The sequence below is a fragment of the Brevibacterium sp. JSBI002 genome (genome assembly GCF_026013965.1).
In the GTDB taxonomy this organism is placed as follows: Bacteria; Actinomycetota; Actinomycetes; order Actinomycetales; family Brevibacteriaceae; genus Brevibacterium.
This window is the reverse complement of sequence record NZ_CP110341.1, coordinates 1,109,581-1,124,690: the sequence shown is the minus strand read 5'-3', so window position 1 is coordinate 1,124,690 and position 15,110 is coordinate 1,109,581. Positions and strand designations below refer to the sequence as shown.

Genomic DNA, 15,110 nt, shown 5'->3' with positions numbered 1-15,110 from the left:
ATCAGATGAAGCCGATCTTGTCATAGACCTCGCGCAGAGTCGCCTCGGCGATGGCGCTGGCCTTCTCCGCCCCGCGGTCGAGGATCGTCTGCAGCTGCGCTCGGTCTTCGAGGAGTTCCACCGTACGCTCCCGCACCGGCGTCAGGGTCTCCACGGCCACCTCGGCGAGGTCGACCTTGAGGTGACCGTACATCTTCCCCGCGTACTCGGCGACGATATCGTCGACAGGGCGCGAGGTCAGGGATGAGTAGATCGTCAGCAGGTTCGACACTCCCGGCTTGTTCTCCAGGTCGAAGGCGATCTCGGTTCCGTCATCGGTCACCGCGGACTTGATCTTCTTCGTCAGTGCCTTCGCGTCGTCGAGGATGTCGATACGGCCCTGCGGGCTGGGCTGGGACTTCGACATCTTCGCACCCGGATTCTGCAGGTCGTAGATCTTCGCGGTCGCCTTGAGGATCTGCGCCTCGGGGACGGTGAAGGTCTTGCCGAAACGATAGTTGAACCGTTCGGCGAGGTTGCGGGTCAGCTCGAGGTGCTGACGCTGGTCCTCACCGACGGGAACGAGCTGCGGGTTGTACAGCAGGATGTCAGCAGCCATCAGCGCCGGGTAGGTGAGCAGCCCCAGGGACACATGCTCCTGCTTCGCGGACTTGTCCTTGAACTGGGTCATTCGGCTCGCCTCACCCATCGAAGTGGTGCACTCGAGCACCCAGGACAGCTGCGGATGGGCAGGCACCTGGGACTGGACGAAGATCGTCGACTTCTCCGGATCGAGACCGGCGGCGATGAACTGCGCGGCCGTGCGCAGGGTGCGTTCCCGCAGCTCGGCCGGATCCTGCTCGACGGTGATCGCGTGCATGTTCGCGATGAAGTAGAAGGCATCGTGCGACTCCTGATGAGTCACGAACTGCTGCAGGGCTCCGATGTAGTTGCCGAGATGAAGGGAATCGGAGGTGGCTTGGATACCTGAGACAGTGCGCGGCTGTGAAGAGTTCGTCATAGTCCTATGATGCCATCTCCCCTGTCAGCTCTGCGCAGGCGTCCGGTCTGGTGTCGGGGATCACGCTTGAGCGCGGACGAGCGGTATAGTGCGTACCAGATCACATGATTCACCAAGGTGTCTCCCAGGTCTCGAACATCTGTCGAGCAGCGGCCAGCGAAGGTCTGATCATGCTGAGAACTCAACAATCCCGGCGCGTCATCTCTTCGCCGGAGCTGGTTGGTCGATGATCGCGTTCGTGCGCGGTGAAGAGCTGTCGGCCAGCTGGTTCGTCGCCGCAGCAGTCGGCAGCTACCTCATCGGCTTCCGTTTCTACGCGAAGCTCATCGAATGGAAGATCTGCCGCCCGAACCCCAAGCGAGCCACCCCGGCAGAACTCAACGACAACGGCCGCGATTTCGCGCCGACCGACCGCAGGGTCCTGTTCGGCCACCACTTCGCGGCGATCTCCGGTGCCGGCCCCCTCGTGGGACCGATCCTCGCGGCCCAGATGGGCTACCTGCCGGGAACTCTGTGGATCGTCTTCGGCGTCGTTCTCGCCGGCGGTGTCCAGGACTATATGGTGCTGTTCTTCTCCACGCGCCGCAACGGTCGATCGCTGGGACAGATGACCCGCGATGAACTCGGTCGAACGGGCGGAATCATCGCCTCCATCGGCATCATCCTCATCATGGTCATCCTCATCGCCGTCCTCGGCGTCGTCATCATCAACGCTCTGGCCGAAAGCCCCCGGGGTGTCTTCTCCATCGCGATGACCATTCCGATCGACGTGTTCATGGGCATCTATATGCGCTACCTGCGTCCCGGCAAGGTCGTCGAGACCTCGGTCATCGGCATCGTGCTGCTCGTCATCGCGATCATCGCCGGCGGCTGGGTCCACAACTCGCCGTTCTGGTCCGAGATCTTCCACCTCGACAAGGTGACTCTGGCTTGGTGCCTGATGATCTACGGATTCCTCGCCGCCGTGCTTCCCGTGTGGGTGCTGCTGGCACCGCGCGACTACCTATCGACGTTCATGAAGATCGGCACCATCGTGCTATTGGCCGTGGGCATCCTCATCGTCAACCCGACCGTGCAGATGCCTGCGCTGACCGAGTTCGCGTTCAATACGGCAGGTCCCGCGTTCGCCGGCGCCCTGTTCCCGTTCCTATTCATCACCATCGCCTGTGGAGCGTTGTCGGGCTTCCACGCCCTCATCTCCTCAGGCACGACTCCGAAGCTCATCGAGAAGGAGACGCAGGCTCGCCTCATCGGCTACGGCGGAATGCTCTTGGAGTCCTTCGTCGCGATCATGGCGCTGGTCGCCGCGATCTGCCTCGACAAGGGCCTCTACTTCGCGATGAATGCCGCCGAACCGCTCACCGGCGGAACCGTGCAGGGCGCATCGGACTTCATCGACAACTCCTTGGGCATGTCCGGAGTGGAGACGAGTCCGGAGATCCTCGATCAGGCGGCCAAGGACGTCGGAGAGGAGAGCATCGTCTCTCGCACCGGCGGAGCCCCGACGCTGGCGATGGGAATGGCCCACATCCTCCACAATGTCTTCGGCGGACCGGCCTGCATGTCGTTCTGGTACCACTTCGCTGTGATGTTCGCGGCCCTGTTCATCCTCACCACGATCGATGCGGGCACTCGCGTGGCCCGTTTCATGCTCTCGGATGCACTCGGGAACTTCTCCAATAGGTTCCGGGATCCCTCGTGGACTCCGGGCGCCTGGCTGACCACCGCGATCATGGTTGCCGCCTGGGGATCGATCCTGCTCATGGGCGTCACCGACCCCCTCGGCGGCATCAACACGCTGTTCCCGCTCTTCGGCATCTCGAACCAGCTGCTGGCGGCGATCGCTCTGGCCGTCATCTTCGCTATCGTGTGCAAGATGGGCCTGGCCAAATGGGCGTGGATCCCCGGCATCCCGCTGGTCTGGGACCTGCTGGTCACGATGGTCGCCTCGTGGCAGAAGATCTTCTCCTCCGGCCCAAAGCTCGGCTACTGGGCTCAGCACTTCGCCTACAAGGACGCGCTGGCCGCCGGAGAGACCTCGATGGGCAACATCTAAGGCGTTGCGGCGATGAGCGCAGTCGTGCGCAACACCTTCGTCCAAGGCACCCTGTCGATCGTCTTCGCACTTCTTGTCGCGATGGTCGTCGTCATGGCAGTCTGGAAGTCCATCGAGGCCATCAAGAAGGGGTCCCTGCCGACGACGGAGGAACCCTTCGTCGAGACGAAGATGTTCGCTCCGGCCGGTCTCATCCCTCGCAAGCCCGAGCGTGAGCTGCAGGCGCAGTGGAACGAGCATGCAGCAGGAAGGCAGAAGGAATGAGCACCGCACATCCGCTCAGCCGCATCGCCAGCGATCCGTGGGGATCCCTGCGCCGAGGCGGGGCCTGGCTCCACTGGTACCTCAAGGAGATCATGGGCGAGAACGCCTATATCCACTACCTCGAATCCTACGAGCGCCGCCACGGCACCCGTGAGGGCGCGATGGAGGAGAAGGCCTTCTGGCGAGATCTCACCGATGAGCAGGACCGCAACCCCAAGGTCCGCTGCTGTTGAGGTTCTGAAGCTGCCTGCGTCTCAGAACGCAGAGACGACAGACGAAGAAGCCGGGGTTTCAGGACATTTCGTCCTGAAACCCCGGGCTCTTCGTCTGTCCTTCGAACTGCGGTCAGGCCTGGACGGACGGGAGGTCGTAGTCGATGACCAGCGGAGCGTGGTCCGACCAGCGCTCGGCCCAGCTGTCGGCTTTGTCCACGGTGGCCTTGACCGCGGTTGCGGCCAGGGCCGGCGTGGCCATCTGATAGTCGATGCGCCAACCCGTGTCATTGTCGAAGGCCTGACCGCGCATCGACCACCAGGTATAAGGTCCGTCGATGTCGCCGCTGAGTTCGCGGTGGACGTCGACGTAGCCGATCTCACCGAAGAACTTGTCGAAGTAGGCGCGTTCCTCCGGGAGGAATCCGGACTTCTTCCGGTTGGCCTTCCAGTTCTTCAGGTCGCGTTCGGTGTGGCACACGTTGAGGTCGCCGGTGACGAGGACATGGTCGGCGGTCTTCGCCAGCTGCGGCATCCGTTCGATCATGCGGTCGAGGAACCGGTACTTGTCGTCCTGTTTGGGGGTGTCGGCCTCGCCGGAATGGACGTACGCGGACACAAGGGTCAGAAGCGATCCGTCGCCGAGGCGGAAGTCCGTCTCCACCCAGCGTCCGGCCCGGTCGAAGTAGCCGTCGACTCCGAGTCCTTCGCGCACCGCCTCGGGTTCGGTGCGGGCCATCACGGCGACGCCGGCGCGGCCCTTAGCCTCGGCATCATGGCTGATCGTGGTGTATCCGGTGTCGGCGAGGACACCGTGCGCGATGTCGTTCGCGGCACGCACTTCTTGGAGGGTGATGAAGTCCGGTTTCGCTGCATCGACCCAGGTGGGCATCCCCTTTCGCCATGCTGCGCGGACTCCGTTGACGTTGACTGAAGCAATCCGAATCATGTGATCTATGATGACATGGAGCGCACTATTCTTCCGGGACGGGGCGTTATAGAGTGAGGGTAAGTACGAACACATCAGGAGGCGCAATGGCCGTTGACGAAACTATCGACACCGAGCAGCTGAGCATCAGTCCGCTCGATGAGGTCGACGCCCGCGAGATGCGCGAATTCCTGCTCGACGCTCAGGCCAACTTTTGGGGAGACCGCGATCTCAGCGGTGACCATGATGCCTACTGGTTCCGTCAGTTCGTCACCTCGGGTCTCGTCGCCCGCTACCGTTCGGAGATCGTCGGATACCTGCTCGGCGTCATTCCCCATGATGGTCCTGCCTACATCCACCTGGTGGCAGCGCGGTCGGATTTCCGTCACCAGGGAATCGGCCGTCATCTCTACCAGCACTTCATCGACCATTCCCGTCAGCTCGGTGCCTCCTCGGTTCAGGCGACGACGATGCCGGAGTCCTCGGGTGCGATCTCGTTCCACTCCTCCATGGGCTTCAGCGGAGAGCTCATCGAGGACTATGCCGGCCCGGGCAACCCGCGCGTCTTCTTCGAACTCAAGTTCCCCGAGGACTGAGCACCCGACAACAGCCTCCCAGAACTACCTGACGACGGCCCAGCAACCTCGCGCGAGGTTGCTGGGCCGCCGTCAGGTAGTAATAGGGGTTAGTTGGCTGAGCGTTGGGCGGTGTCGACGACGTTCTTGAGCAGGAGAGCTCGAGTCATCGGTCCGACGCCTCCCGGGTTCGGGGAGACCCAGGACGCCACCTCGGCGACTGCCGGATCCACGTCACCGACGATCTTCGACTTCCCCGTCTCCGGGTCCGTCTCACGCGAGACTCCTACGTCGAGGACGATCGCCCCGGGTTTGACCGCCTCCGCTTTCACAATACGAGCCGCACCGGCGGCCGCGACGATGACATCGGCCTGAGCCAGCAGCTCATCGAGGTTGCGCGTGCCGGTGTGAGTCAGGGTGACAGTCGCATTGTGCTCACGCCGAGTCAGCAGTGCGCCGATGGACCGGCCCACGGTGACCCCGCGACCGATGACCACGACATGCTTGCCGGCAAGATCGATGCCGTTGCGGGTCATCAGCTCGATGACACCGCGCGGAGTGCACGGCAGCGGAGTCGTGATCTCCGAATTGACATTCAGCACGAGCCGGCCGAGGTTCGTCGGATGCAGGCCGTCGGCGTCCTTGGCCGGATCGATGGCTTCGAGGATCGTGTCCGTGTCGATATGGTCCGGCAGCGGAAGCTGCACGATGTAGCCGGTGCAGGCGTCATCGTTGTTGAGCTCGTCGATGACGGCCAACAACTCTTCCTGACTCACCGACTCGGGCAGGTCACGGCGGATCGAGCTGATCCCGACCTCGGCGCAGTCACGGTGCTTGCCCGCGACGTACCATTTCGAACCGGGGTCCTCTCCCACCAGCACTGTGCCGAGCCCAGGCACGATTCCGGACTCTGCCAGGGTCGCCACCGCCTCGGTGAGTTCGGCCTTGATCTGCTTCGCACAGGCTCTGCCGTCGAGGATCTGTGCACTCATCAGTACTGTTCCAGGCCGTCGTAGAGCGGGAATTCGTCGCTGAGCTTCTTCACCCGTGCGGCGAGTGCCTCGACATCGGCACCGGGCTTGAGCGCCTCGGCGATGACGTCGGCGACCTCGGTGAATTCATTGTCGCCGAATCCGCGGGTGGCCAGCGCCGGGGTGCCGATGCGCAGACCGGAGGTGACCATCGGCGGGCGCGGGTCGAAGGGCACGGCATTGCGGTTGACAGTGATGCCGACCGAGTGCAGAAGATCTTCGGCCTGCTGTCCGTCGAGGGCGGAGTTGCGCAGGTCGACGAGCACGAGGTGGACATCGGTGCCGCCGGTGAGCACGGTGGCTCCGGCGTCAGCGACGTCGGAGGCCAGCAGGCGCTCAGCCAGGATCTGAGCACCGCGCACGGTGCGTTCCTGACGTTCCTTGAACTCGGCGGAGGCCGCGAGTTTGAAGGCCACGGCTTTCGCGGCGATGACATGCATGAGCGGTCCGCCCTGCTGTCCCGGGAACACGGCGGAGTTGAGCTTCTTCGCGTACTCCTCCTTGCCGAGGATGAAACCGGAACGGGGCCCGCCGATGGTCTTGTGCACCGTCGAAGACACGACATCGGCGAACGGTACCGGGTTCGGGTGCAGACCGGCGGCGACGAGTCCGGCGAAGTGGGCCATATCGACCCACAGCTTCGCACCGATTTCGTCGGCGATATCGCGGAATGCCTGGAAGTCCAGCTGACGGGGGTAGGCCGACCAGCCGGCGACGATGACCTCGGGGCGGTGTTCGAGAGCCTTCTCGCGCACCTTGTCCATATCGATGCGGTAGGTATCGGGGTCGACCTCGTACGAGGCGACATCGTAGAGGCGTCCGGAGAAGTTGATCTTCATACCGTGGGTGAGGTGACCGCCATGGGCCAGGGACAGCCCGAGCATCTTGTCACCCTGACGGGCCAGAGCGTGCATGACAGCGGCGTTGGCCGAGGCACCGGAATGGGGCTGGACGTTCGCGTAGTCGGCGCCGAATAGGCTCTTGGCGCGGTCGATGGCGAGGTTCTCCGCGACGTCGACGTATTCGCAGCCGCCGTAGTAGCGCTTGCCGGGATACCCCTCGGCGTACTTGTTCGTCAGCACCGACCCCTGTGCTTCCAGCACGGCGCGCGGGACGAAATTCTCCGAGGCGATCATCTCGAGCGTCGAACGCTGGCGGCCCAGCTCGAGGTCGAGGACTTCGGCAATCTGCGGGTCGATGTCGGCAAGCGAAGCCTGCATCGAGTTTTCGGTCATGAGTACTCTCCTGTGGCATCCGATGATGGGAGCGAGGCAGCGCGCAAACCGCGGCCGTCACCCGGCACCATGCTAACAGCGACGCCGCCTGCGTCCGGGGCAGCGACCGCCATCCGGATGCCGACTCGGAGTGGGCGTTGAGCGCAGCCACCGATTAGGATCGAGTCCATGAGCTGCGAATGGATCCTGAGAGTCACCTGCCCCGATTCGACCGGCATCGTCCATGCCGTGACCGGGGTGCTCGCGGGACTGGGCGGCAACATCACCGAATCCCAGCAGTTCTCCTCCCCCGATTCTCGTCAGTTCTTCCTGCGCCTGCAGTTCTCGACGCCCGCGCAGACCACGGCCCAGACCGTGGAAGCGGCCCTCGCCGAGGTGGCTCCCCGGTTCGCGATGACCGTGAGCCTGCAGCCGGTGGAGAAGAGGACCCGCACCCTCATCATGGTGTCCAGGGCCGCGCACTGCCTCAATACTCTGCTGTTCCGGCATTCGGCCGGTCAGCTGCCCATCGACATCGTCGGCGTCGCCGGCAACCATGACGATCTGCGTCCGCTCGCCGAATTCCATGGCCACGATTTCCACCATATTCCGATCACCCGGAACACGAAGGCCGACGCCGAGACGCGGCTCTCTGCCCTCGTCGACGACCTCGATGTCGAACTCATCGTCTTGGCCCGGTACATGCAGATCCTCTCCCCCGAACTCTGCGACCGCCTCGAAGGGCGGGTCATCAACATCCACCATTCGTTCCTGCCGAGCTTCAAGGGCGCGAAGCCCTACCATCAGGCGCATGCCCGCGGCGTGAAGATCATCGGAGCGACCGCCCACTATGTCACGAGCGACCTCGACGAAGGGCCGATCATCGAACAGGACGTGGCTCGCGTCGATCACAATCAGGCGATCGCCGATTTCGTCCGACACGGTCAGGACGTCGAAGCGGCCGTGCTCGCGCGGGCCGTGGCCTGGCATGCCGAAGGCCGAGTTCTCATGGACGGCCACCGCACCGTCGTCTTCGACTGAGCCTGCCGACCCAGTTGTGTCGCGGTGTATCCTGACCGCAGGCGGGCGCACAGGGAATTCACACCTGCGACCTCTTGTGCTGTAAGGTCGGCTCGGCCTATCGAAGGAGCTGAGCTCAAATGTCGGAAACCACTTTCCGCACGATCGCGATCGTCCTCTACTTCATCGGCATGCTGGCCATCGGCTGGTTTGCCTATCGCAAGACTAAGAACAGCCTCGACGACTATATGCTCGCGGGGCGCGGGCTGCGCCCCAGCGTTGCCGCTCTGAGCGCCGGCGCCTCCGATATGTCGGGGTGGCTGCTCATGGGTCTGCCCGGCGCCATCTACGTCTCCGGTCTCATCGAAGCCTGGATCGCCATCGGCCTGACCATCGGCGCCTGGGTCAACTGGAAAATCGTCGCGCCTCGACTGCGTGCGTTCACGGAGAAAGCCGGCGACTCGATCACGATCCCCAGCTTCTTCGAACAGCGGCTGAAGGATCGGACACGACTGCTGCGCATCGTCTGCGGCATCATCATTCTGGTCTTCTTCACCTTCTACGTCTCCTCGGGCATGGTGGCGGCCGGCAAGTTCTTCGAGTCGAGCTTCGGACTCAACTACCTCGGCGGAATGCTCCTCGTCGCCGCGATCACGATGATCTACACACTCTTCGGCGGATTCCTCGGCGCAACTCTCACGGATGTTGCCCAGGGTCTGCTGATGTTCGCTGCCCTGATTGCCGTGCCGATCGTCGCCGTCGTCAACGCCGGCGGGCCGACGACGGTGATCAACAACGTCTCCGCGATCGATCCCGGCCTGCTCAGTCTCGTCGGTTCAGACGGCTTCTGGACCTTCGCGACGATCGCGTCCATCGTCTCCGCCCTGGCCTGGGGACTGGGCTACTTCGGTCAGCCGCACATCATCGTGCGTTTCATGGCCCTGCGCACCCCTGCCGATGCCGCTGTCGCCAGGCGCATCGGCGTCGGCTGGATGGCGATCTCGGCGCTCGGCGCCGTCGCCACTGCCATCGTTGGCATCTCCTACTTCTCTCAGCACGCGGATATGGAACCTGCCGACGCCGAGACCGTCTTCCTCGACCTCGCGCAGATCCTCTTCCACCCGTTCATCGCCGGCCTCGTCTTGGCTGCGGTGCTCGCGGCAATCATGTCGACGATCTCCTCGCAGCTCGTCGTCACGTCGTCAGCGCTCATCGAGGATCTGTTCAAGATCGTGGCCCTGCGCACCGGATCCACCCGCACGCTGCAGGACAAGACCTACGTGCTGCTCGGCCGCCTCGGCGTGCTCGTCGTCGCCGTCATCGCAGTGGTCCTCGCGATCTCACCGTCGAACAGCATCCTCGACCTCGTCGCCTTCGCATGGGCAGGCTTCGGCGCCTCATTCGGGCCGATCGTCCTGCTCACTCTGTTCTGGAAGCGTCTGAGCAACTGGGGCGCCCTGTCCGGTCTGCTCTCCGGCGCGGTCGTGGCCTTCGTCTGGGGCCAGGTGAGCACTCCGATGACGGATGCGATCTACGAGATCATTCCCGGCTTCAGCGTCAACCTCATCGTCGCCGTCGTCGTCAGTCGCTTCACTTACAAGCACGACGAAGCCGCAGACATCGAGTTCGACGAATCCGTGGAACTCTCCCGCGTGAAGTGAGAACCGACACGTGAGGCGAGAGCCGACGTGAGCTGAGCGAAGGCCGGGGCGTGGCTGCGCCCCGGCCTTCGTCATATCGAGCCATCAGTATGGCCCCGGGGCTAGCCCACTGCCGGTGCACTGACAGGATCGCGGTACGTGTGCATATGCCCGTTCAATCAGAAGGGGCGCCGCCGATCACTCGTGCGGTGACATTACGTTGAGAGCCCCAGGTTGCGTACCGGAACAATCGCTTTTCGTTCCAATCATCTGAATCGAAACCGATGATTGGAACGAAAAGTGATCATTCACGCCGAGGCAGCCGCACAGGTGCACGGAAACTGACCCCGCCGAGGCGGGCCGATCGATTCGCACATCGGCGCCGAGCGGCGCACAGGCGGTGAATACACTTCAGGCGGGCACCTGTGTCGGTGCCCGCCTGAAGTGTGTGGCTCACGGCTGCGGAGATCCGAGCCGTCAGTCGGTCGAGGAGCTTACTTCTCCTCGGCAGCCTCGGAGGACTCTTCAGCGGTCTCGGCGTCAGCCTCGACTGCCTCTGCCTCGACTGCGGCGTCTTCGGCCGGAGCCTCGTCGACGACCTCAGCCTCAGCCGGCGCCTCTTCTGCCGGAGCGGCAGCGGCGGCGGTGGCCTGTTCGGCTTCCTTCACGGTTGCCTGCTTCGGCGAGTAGGGCTCGAGGACCAGTTCGATGACGGCCATCGGGGCGTTGTCGCCGGGACGGGGGCCGATCTTGGTGATACGGGTGTATCCACCGGGACGCTCGGCCATCGTTTCGGCGATCGAGGTGAAGAGCTCGTGCACGATCGACTTGTCGGAGATCTGGCCGAGCACGCGACGACGTGCGGCCAGGTCACCCTTCTTGGCGTTCGTGATCATGCGCTCGGCAACCGGGCGCAGGCGCTTGGCCTTCGTCACGGTCGTCTTGATCTGCTTGTGCTCGAACAGCTGGGCAGCCAGGTTGTTGAGCATCATGCGCTCGTGTGTGGGCGAACCGCCGAGGCGGGGACCCTTGGTTGGGGTTGGCATTGTCAGTTACTCCTAGGTCTTAATCAGTACTGTTCGTCTTCGACGTAGGACTGGTCCTCATCAACGAGACCGGCTTCGAACCCGGCAGGACTGTCCTTGAGGCTAAGGCCGAGCTCGTTGAGCTTCGCCTTGACCTCGTCGATCGACTTCGAACCAAAGTTGCGGATATCCATCAGGTCGGCTTCGCTGCGAGCAACGAGTTCGCCGACGGTGTGGATGCCTTCGCGCTTGAGGCAGTTGTAGGAGCGCACGGTCAGGTCGAGATCTTCGATCGCCAGCGCCAGGTCGGCGGCGAGTGCCGCGTCCACAGGCGAGGGTCCGATCTCGATGCCTTCTGCTTCGACGTTGAGCTCTCGAGCCAGGCCGAAGAGTTCGACCAGGGTCTTGCCCGCAGATGCGATGGCATCGCGCGGGGTCATCGAGGGCTTGGTTTCGACGTCGAGGACCAGACGGTCGAAGTCGGTGCGCTGCTCGACACGCGTGGCTTCGACCTTGTAGGTGACCTTGAGAACCGGGGAGTAGATCGAATCGACCGGGATCCGGCCGATCTCTGCATCCGCGTTCTTGTTCTGAGCGCTCGAAACGTATCCGCGTCCGCGTTCGATGGTCAGTTCCATGTCCAGACGACCCTCACCATTCAGTGTGGCGATGTGCAGGTCCGGATTGTGGATCTCGACCCCGGCAGGAGCAGAGACATCGGCAGCGGTCACGGTGCCAGGTCCCTGCTTACGCAGGTAGGCGACGACCGGTTCGTCGAATTCGGACGATACGACCAGGGACTTCAGGTTGAGGATGAACTCGGTGACATCCTCTTTGACTCCCGGCACGGTGCTGAACTCGTGGAGCACTCCGTCGATCCGGATGGATGTGACGGCGGCACCAGGGATTGAGGACAGCAGGGTCCGGCGAAGCGAGTTGCCGAGGGTGTAGCCGAATCCGGGCTCGAGCGGCTCGATGGCGAACCGTGAGCGGTTATCGGAGACGACTTCTTCCGTGAGCGTTGGGCGCTGTGCAATGAGCACGTGGGCTTCCTTTCAGCGAACATCCGCTATATGACGTTCGCACTGCACGTCATGGCCTCAAAGGCCATGAAGAACGGTTCGGGTTATCTGGGAATCCGTTCTGCGACCGATGTCGGGCTCGCACCCGTCATCCGTTGCAGTTCCACGGAAGGATCAGCCGCGGCGGCGCTTGGGGGGACGGCAGCCGTTGAACGGAACGGGGGTGACATCCTGGATGGTTCCCAGTTCCAGGCCGGCGGCCTGCAGCGAACGGATGGCGGTCTCGCGGCCCGAGCCCGGTCCCTTGACGAACACGTCGACCTTCTTCAGGCCGTGTTCCTGCGCCCGGCGAGCAGCCGATTCGGCAGCCATCTGAGCGGCGTACGGGGTCGACTTGCGCGAACCCTTGAAGCCGATCTCACCTGAGGAGGCCCAGGAGATGACAGCACCGGTCGGATCGGTGATCGACACGATGGTGTTGTTGAAGGTTGATTTGATGTGAGCCTGGCCGGCAACGATATTCTTCTTCAGCTTGCGGCGAGGCTTGCGCACTGTAGCGGCGCGTGACTTGGGAGGCATATGTCCTACTCCTGATCGAGGTGGTTGGCCTCAGCCAACCGAGTGAGCGTGTTACTTCTTCTTACCGGCCACGGTGCGCTTCGGTCCCTTGCGGGTACGCGCATTCGTCTTGGTCCGCTGACCGCGAACCGGCAGACCGCGGCGGTGACGCAGGCCTTCATAGCTTCCGATTTCGACCTTGCGGCGGATATCGGCGGCCACCTCACGACGGAGGTCACCCTCAACCTGGAATGTGCCCTCGATGTAGTCACGCAGCTGGACGAGCTCTGCGTCGCTCAAGTCCTTCACACGGGTATCAGGGCTGATTCCCGTTTCGGTCAGGGTCTGGCGCGCACGGGTGCGGCCCACACCATAGATGTAAGTCAAGGCGACTTCCACGCGCTTTTCACGCGGGATGTCGACTCCGGCAAGTCGTGCCATGGGTACTGTCTCCTGTTGTTGTTTCGGAGGTGCTGATGCAAACCTGTCCTTGGTCTCCCAAGGTCTCCGGCCCCCGACCGGAGGTATCGTCCTGTGTCCGTTCCCCGGAAGCTCTCACTTCTCATGGCTCCGAACGCAGATGGCGAGGTTTGCGCGGGTGTGGTGCTGCTGAGGCTCCGCTGTGGAACCTCGATCTGCTCGAAACGAGCTGCTCAGCCCTGGCGCTGCTTGTGGCGCGGGTTGGAGCAGATGACGATGACCCGGCCGTGACGGCGGGTAATCTGGCAGTTCTCGCAGATCTTCTTGACGCTGGGCTTAACCTTCATCGTTTTTCCTTCTTTCGGTCCCTGCCCGGCCGGACAGGACGCGAATGATCGAAGATCCTTACTTGTAGCGGTAAACGATTCGTCCGCGCGAGAGATCGTATGGAGACAGCTCCACAATGACCCGGTCCTCGGGAAGGATGCGGATATAGTGCTGACGCATCTTTCCGGAGATATGTGCGAGCACCTTGTGCCCGTTGCTCAGCTCAACCCGAAACGATGCGTTCGGCAGAGCCTCGACAACGGTGCCTTCGATCTCAATGACCCCTTCTTTTTTGGCCATATCGTTCGCTAACCTCGTATTCCCGCGAAACCTTCGCGTTCGACGTAATCGTGTATCACCGACTCAATGCCGGTGACCCCTCGGTCTGCAGTCCTCGTCACCACATAAAAGAAGTGGATGGCAGAAGCCGCCCACATCTGAAAAAGGGTGAGTTGAATGAGAACAGACCAATCATCAACCCTACACTACGGAGAAAGAATCTTCCACACGGTGTTCGCTTCTGAGCGTGAAGTCCCTTACAATCCCATCTTCGCCGAGGCGGCACACCGTTCCCATGTCCCCTGACGACGAATGGACCGCACCTCGGTCGCCCCGACTGCTAGCGTGAGAACCGCACCCGACGCAGTCCCCGAAGAGGAGTACACAGATGTCCGATTTCGATGCCATCACTGAGGAGTCCCTGGTTGCGAAGGGCGGCCGCAAGTGGTCGTCCTTCCCCGGCTCCATCGGCGCCTTCATCGCCGAAATGGACTTCGGGGTGGCTCCCGCGGTGCGGCAGTCGCTGCAGACCATCGACGACCGTGACCTCTACGGCTATGCTCCCGCCGACCTGACCGCCGACTTGAAAACAGCGACCTCGAGCTTCTGCTCCGAGCACTACGGCTGGCGGATCCCTGTCGGTCACATCGAACCGGCCAGTGATGTGCTGGCCGCGTTCCTCGGCGTCCTCACCCACCTCACCCCGCCCGACACTCCGATCGTGCTGCCGACACCGGCCTATATGCCGTTCTTCGATGTCGCGCGAGTGACCGGCCGCGAGCTCATCGAAGTCCCGATGCTGCGATCGGAGTCCGGCTGGTCATTCGACCTCGATGCCATCGCCTCCGCTCTGACCCCCGGGGCGACGTTCGTCCTGTGCAATCCGCACAATCCGATCGGCAAGGTCTGCACCGAGGCCGAACTGCTGGCCCTCGCCGACGTCGTGGAGAAGGCCGGTGCCCGGGTGTTCTCCGATGAGATCCATGCGCCCGTCGTCTATGCCCCCGCGCGGCATATCCCCTATGCCACTCTCGCCGAGGCGACCGCCGCCCACACCGCCACAGCGACAGCCGCCTCGAAGGCCTTCAACATCCCCGGCCTCAAATGCGCCCAGCTCATCCTCACCTCCCCCAGCGACCGCGAGGTCTGGGCGAAGAAGGGACAGTTCGTCTCGGGAGCCGCGTCGAACCCGGGGATACTCGCCACCACCGCCGCGTACACGCGTGGGAATGACTGGCTGAGCGAAGTGAACGGCTACCTCAAAGGCAACCGCGACCACTTCACCGATCTCGTCGGGTCACTACTGCCGGGTGCCGCCTATATCGAGCCGGAAGGCACCTATCTGGCCTGGCTGGATCTGCGCGGCTATGGACTGGAGTCGAACCTGTCCGATCACATCCGATCCCGCGCCGAGGTGGCCGTGACCGAGGGTCGACTCTGCGGTGAGGTCGGGGCCGGACATATCCGCTTCAACTTCGCACTCCCCCGACCACTGCTCACCGAGGCGGTCAAGAGTATCGCCCGAATCCTCTGACCAGC

At 63.1% G+C, this 15,110-nt stretch carries 15 protein-coding genes and 1 pseudogene; 6 read left to right on the top strand and 10 right to left on the bottom strand.

The genetic code is table 11. The features are described 5' to 3' along the window. Position 1 precedes the first annotated feature (1 nt). On the bottom strand, positions 2-1,000 hold the full coding sequence (gene trpS, locus LJ362_RS05030) for a tryptophan--tRNA ligase (RefSeq protein WP_264801042.1): 999 nt from the start codon (positions 998-1,000) through the stop codon (positions 2-4). 88 nt (positions 1,001-1,088) lie between these two features. Between trpS and LJ362_RS05025 the strand changes: the two are divergent. Both LJ362_RS05025 and LJ362_RS05020 read left to right on the top strand, forming a co-directional pair. Then, positions 1,089-3,320 (top strand): annotated as a pseudogene (locus LJ362_RS05025) (carbon starvation CstA family protein). Further along, entirely contained in the window at positions 3,317-3,553 is a 237-nt protein-coding gene (locus LJ362_RS05020) for a YbdD/YjiX family protein (protein WP_264801040.1), read from the top strand. The pseudogene LJ362_RS05025 and the gene LJ362_RS05020 overlap by 4 nt, the downstream one beginning before the upstream one ends. A 112-nt stretch (positions 3,554-3,665) precedes the next feature. On the opposite strand, the gene LJ362_RS05015 is transcribed toward LJ362_RS05020, so the two are convergent. After that, positions 3,666-4,481 carry an exodeoxyribonuclease III gene (locus LJ362_RS05015; RefSeq protein ID WP_264801039.1) on the bottom strand — a complete coding sequence of 272 codons (816 nt, stop codon included), beginning with the start codon at positions 4,479-4,481 and terminating at the stop codon, positions 3,666-3,668. A gap of 86 nt (positions 4,482-4,567) precedes the next feature. Between LJ362_RS05015 and LJ362_RS05010 the strand changes: the two genes are divergently transcribed. Then, on the top strand, positions 4,568-5,056 hold the full coding sequence (locus LJ362_RS05010; protein ID WP_139468538.1) for a GNAT family N-acetyltransferase: 489 nt from the start codon (positions 4,568-4,570) through the stop codon (positions 5,054-5,056). 89 nt (positions 5,057-5,145) lie between these two features. Here LJ362_RS05010 and LJ362_RS05005 read toward each other — a convergent pair whose 3' ends face one another. Both LJ362_RS05005 and glyA read right to left on the bottom strand, forming a co-directional pair. Then, on the bottom strand, positions 5,146-6,027 hold the full coding sequence (locus LJ362_RS05005) for a bifunctional methylenetetrahydrofolate dehydrogenase/methenyltetrahydrofolate cyclohydrolase (RefSeq protein ID WP_264801038.1): 882 nt from the start codon (positions 6,025-6,027) through the stop codon (positions 5,146-5,148). Next, positions 6,027-7,301, bottom strand: a complete 1,275-nt coding sequence (glyA, locus tag LJ362_RS05000; protein ID WP_264801037.1) for a serine hydroxymethyltransferase — start codon at positions 7,299-7,301, stop codon at positions 6,027-6,029. Before glyA ends, LJ362_RS05005 begins: the two co-directional genes overlap by 1 nt. Positions 7,302-7,469: 168 nt before the next feature. Here glyA and purU point away from each other — a divergent pair, with 168 nt between their 5' ends. Further along, positions 7,470-8,321: a formyltetrahydrofolate deformylase gene (purU, locus tag LJ362_RS04995; RefSeq protein ID WP_264801036.1), complete on the top strand. Its 852-nt coding sequence runs from the start codon at positions 7,470-7,472 to the stop codon at positions 8,319-8,321. 119 nt (positions 8,322-8,440) lie between these two features. Continuing rightward, a complete protein-coding gene (gene putP / locus LJ362_RS04990) occupies positions 8,441-9,961 on the top strand; it encodes a sodium/proline symporter PutP (RefSeq protein WP_264801035.1) in 1,521 nt (506 codons plus the stop codon). A 473-nt stretch (positions 9,962-10,434) separates the two neighbouring features. Here the strand turns inward: putP and rplQ are convergent, their stop codons facing one another. The 6 genes from rplQ to infA form a co-directional block, all read right to left on the bottom strand. Further along, positions 10,435-10,986 (bottom strand): 50S ribosomal protein L17, encoded by a 552-nt coding sequence (rplQ, locus tag LJ362_RS04985; RefSeq protein ID WP_264801034.1) that lies wholly within the window; start codon positions 10,984-10,986, stop codon positions 10,435-10,437. Positions 10,987-11,009: 23 nt separating this feature from the next. Continuing rightward, a complete protein-coding gene (locus LJ362_RS04980) occupies positions 11,010-12,008 on the bottom strand; it encodes a DNA-directed RNA polymerase subunit alpha (protein ID WP_025777903.1) in 999 nt (332 codons plus the stop codon). Positions 12,009-12,161: 153 nt separating this feature from the next. Continuing rightward, positions 12,162-12,566 (bottom strand): 30S ribosomal protein S11, encoded by a 405-nt coding sequence (gene rpsK / locus LJ362_RS04975; RefSeq protein ID WP_025777904.1) that lies wholly within the window; start codon positions 12,564-12,566, stop codon positions 12,162-12,164. A gap of 51 nt (positions 12,567-12,617) precedes the next feature. After that, the gene (gene rpsM / locus LJ362_RS04970; RefSeq protein ID WP_025777905.1) at positions 12,618-12,986 is read right to left on the bottom strand and encodes a 30S ribosomal protein S13; all 369 of its coding nucleotides are present in this window, start codon (positions 12,984-12,986) and stop codon (positions 12,618-12,620) included. Positions 12,987-13,198: 212 nt separating this feature from the next. After that, entirely contained in the window at positions 13,199-13,312 is a 114-nt protein-coding gene (rpmJ, locus tag LJ362_RS04965) for a 50S ribosomal protein L36 (protein ID WP_009884960.1), read from the bottom strand. A gap of 58 nt (positions 13,313-13,370) precedes the next feature. Continuing rightward, positions 13,371-13,592 carry a translation initiation factor IF-1 gene (gene infA / locus LJ362_RS04960; RefSeq protein WP_009379245.1) on the bottom strand — a complete coding sequence of 74 codons (222 nt, stop codon included), beginning with the start codon at positions 13,590-13,592 and terminating at the stop codon, positions 13,371-13,373. A gap of 367 nt (positions 13,593-13,959) precedes the next feature. Between infA and LJ362_RS04955 the strand changes: the two genes are divergently transcribed. Beyond that, the gene (locus LJ362_RS04955; protein WP_264801033.1) at positions 13,960-15,105 is read left to right on the top strand and encodes a MalY/PatB family protein; all 1,146 of its coding nucleotides are present in this window, start codon (positions 13,960-13,962) and stop codon (positions 15,103-15,105) included. The last annotated feature ends 5 nt before the right edge of the window (positions 15,106-15,110 follow it).

Bases quoted from the DNA above. Each gene is read 5' to 3' on its own strand.
- infA (WP_009379245.1), bottom strand. From the start codon at position 13,592: ATGGCCAAAAAAGAAGGGGTCATTGAGATCGAAGGCACCGTTGTCGAG.
- LJ362_RS05020 (WP_264801040.1), top strand. From the start codon at position 3,317: ATGAGCACCGCACATCCGCTCAGCCGCATCGCCAGCGATCCGTGGGGA.
- rpsK (WP_025777904.1), bottom strand. From the start codon at position 12,566: ATGCCTCCCAAGTCACGCGCCGCTACAGTGCGCAAGCCTCGCCGCAAG.
- rpsM (WP_025777905.1), bottom strand. From the start codon at position 12,986: ATGGCACGACTTGCCGGAGTCGACATCCCGCGTGAAAAGCGCGTGGAA.
- putP (WP_264801035.1), top strand. From the start codon at position 8,441: ATGTCGGAAACCACTTTCCGCACGATCGCGATCGTCCTCTACTTCATC.
- LJ362_RS05010 (WP_139468538.1), top strand. From the start codon at position 4,568: ATGGCCGTTGACGAAACTATCGACACCGAGCAGCTGAGCATCAGTCCG.
- LJ362_RS04955 (WP_264801033.1), top strand. From the start codon at position 13,960: ATGTCCGATTTCGATGCCATCACTGAGGAGTCCCTGGTTGCGAAGGGC.
- purU (WP_264801036.1), top strand. From the start codon at position 7,470: ATGAGCTGCGAATGGATCCTGAGAGTCACCTGCCCCGATTCGACCGGC.
- rpmJ (WP_009884960.1), bottom strand. From the start codon at position 13,312: ATGAAGGTTAAGCCCAGCGTCAAGAAGATCTGCGAGAACTGCCAGATT.
- rplQ (WP_264801034.1), bottom strand. From the start codon at position 10,986: ATGCCAACCCCAACCAAGGGTCCCCGCCTCGGCGGTTCGCCCACACAC.
- LJ362_RS05005 (WP_264801038.1), bottom strand. From the start codon at position 6,027: ATGAGTGCACAGATCCTCGACGGCAGAGCCTGTGCGAAGCAGATCAAG.
- LJ362_RS05015 (WP_264801039.1), bottom strand. From the start codon at position 4,481: ATGATTCGGATTGCTTCAGTCAACGTCAACGGAGTCCGCGCAGCATGG.
- trpS (WP_264801042.1), bottom strand. From the start codon at position 1,000: ATGACGAACTCTTCACAGCCGCGCACTGTCTCAGGTATCCAAGCCACC.
- glyA (WP_264801037.1), bottom strand. From the start codon at position 7,301: ATGACCGAAAACTCGATGCAGGCTTCGCTTGCCGACATCGACCCGCAG.